Genomic DNA, 2,352 nt, shown 5'->3' on the forward strand with positions numbered 1-2,352 from the left:
ATGATCGCTGCTCCTAATACCAATACGACACATCCAACATGGAATGGTAAACTATATGGTTCAATATATGGTGCTGCCATTGGATCATGTTGAATCATGCTAGCAGAGACCCATCCTAGGATACCACCACCTGCGTATAGAATAACAGGGAATTTATCAATCAGTTTTACAAAGATAGTACTGCCCCAAACAATAATTGGCACTGTTACTAACATACCAGCTACTACTAGCCCAAAATGACCTTCTGCTGCTGCCACAACGCCTAGCACATTATCGATGCCCATCACACCATCAGCAATGATAATCGTAGCAATAGCGCCCCAGATATTATCTTTTGCCTCAATATTGTGTTCATTATCGCCATCTTTCAATAAGGAATAGCCAATCCAAAGCAACATAATCCCACCAACAATGCGTAATGCAGGAATATTATCTAAAGCTTCAATAAACAAAATGGCCATCACTAGACGCAAAACAATTGCCCCTGCTGTGCCCCAGAAAATAGCACGTTTACGCAAATGTTCCGGCAAGTTTTTAGCTGCCATACCAATAACGATAGCATTATCGCCAGCCAATAATATATCAATAATAATAATTTGTAAAATTGCTAATAACCCTTGTGTTGATGTAATATCCACCATATCCTCCTATATTTACTACTTAGAATACATTTTATTATAGCATAGGGAACCCATAAAACAAAGGATAGCCAATTCTCTGAATCAGCTATCCTCTATATTAGTAACAACTAAATTACTCTAGTTCCTACCTCTTTATTTTTGTGTAATAACACGTTTGCAATTAGATGTTCTTTCTGTTTTACAACAAATCAATGACTTCTCTAATCTAAAATATATACTTTTACTGTTCGACGACCAAATTGGATGGCCTCATTATAGCTATCCATAGCCAAATCAATGCGATGACCTATAATAGCACCACCTGTATCATCCGCTACAGCATAACCATATCCTTCCACATACACTTCTGTTCCTAATGGAATTACATTAGGATCTACCGAAACATACCCACGGCGAAGTGCGTTGCCTCTAGCTGTATGTGTACCAGATTCATAACTTGAATAGGCACTAGCTTCCATTTCTAATGTTTTTTTATAGCTTGTTGGTTTGCCTCGTTTGATAGATAATTTTGACCATGTAGCACTATCAACAGTTCCTGTCACTGGTAATCCATAATGACGCTGGAAACGAATCAAAGCTTCTTTAGTTCCATTCCCAAAGACACCATCAACAGCTCCAGGAGAAAATCCACTATCTACTAATTTAAGTTGTACTTCTTCTATGTTGCGACCACGATCACCAAATCGTGATACTTCTACACTACGGGTATTTCGAGATGCTTGTTGCCCCTCGAATTGTTTTTGATTCTCTAGTAAAGCACGCATTGTTTCTTTACCTACTCTACCATCTGGAGTTAACCCGTGTTCTTTCTGAAAGACGAGTACTGCGTATTCTGTATTATTCCCAAACACTCCATCTGCTGTATCAAGCAAATAGCCTTGGGCTACTAACAACGCTTGTAACTCTTCTACCTCTTTACCGCGATCACCACGTCCAGATGTTGCCAAGGCTGTCACCATGGTACATACCATCAGGAGAATCGCTAGGAGAGTTATTTTTTTCACGATGTTCACCTCATATCTAAATGCTTATACATTTTACCATTTTTTGGGAGATACGTCAAAAAATAGGACTTTTTTAACACTTTAACACCACTTAGTACCTATTTTTATCACATTTTTCCCACATATAGTATAAATCACTCCCCATAGGAAATACCACCTACTATATATGTACACTAAAAATGTTAGTTTTCCTCAATTTCTATAGTAAATATGCATAAAAATGGAGTTTCTATACTAAATTGGTATAATAGATCATTTCAATATGATGTGATACAAAAGTTTTACATATTAAAATAATCATAATAAATAATATTTTAAAATTGAAGAAGTTAGAATTATATCTTGAAAAATAATTATAACAAAAAAGCTCACTAAAATGACTAATCATCATTCAAATGAGCTTTTCACAATACATCTTTAAAATGAGATTATTTAAAATGCCGTAATGGTTGCAAGCAATCCAAAGATAATTCCCGGCAAGTTTGCTACTGCCAAAGGATAGTCCTTTTTTCTTTTAAAAGTCCGTAACTTGCCCATATGATACAGTTAATCGTCGCTGCCAAGGGCTGCAGAAAAAATGTTTTATTCCCATCCAAGTTTCCCATGATTTGCGGAACATAAGACACATACATCATTACTGAAAGGAATGTTCCAAGCCATCCTAACATTTTTAAATTTTTTTCACTCATTTTATTCTCTTCCCTTTT

The 2,352-nt window shown here is 36.1% G+C and carries 3 protein-coding genes; all 3 read right to left on the minus strand.

What is annotated here, in order from left to right:
• On the minus strand, positions 1-638 hold a 638-nt coding region (locus tag HMPREF9200_RS07245; RefSeq protein WP_009354069.1), incomplete at its 3' end, for a TerC family protein.
• A 203-nt stretch (positions 639-841) separates the two neighbouring features.
• The gene (locus tag HMPREF9200_RS09150) at positions 842-1,645 is read right to left on the minus strand and encodes a peptidoglycan-binding protein (RefSeq protein WP_303733742.1); all 804 of its coding nucleotides are present in this window, start codon (positions 1,643-1,645) and stop codon (positions 842-844) included.
• Between the two features lie 485 nt (positions 1,646-2,130).
• The coding region (locus tag HMPREF9200_RS07255) for a SemiSWEET family transporter (protein WP_255260742.1) at positions 2,131-2,352 on the minus strand (222 nt) is incomplete at its 5' end.

Origin of the sequence: Veillonella sp. oral taxon 780 str. F0422, from assembly GCF_000221605.1 — a bacterium.
Lineage (GTDB): Bacteria > Bacillota > Negativicutes > Veillonellales > Veillonellaceae > F0422.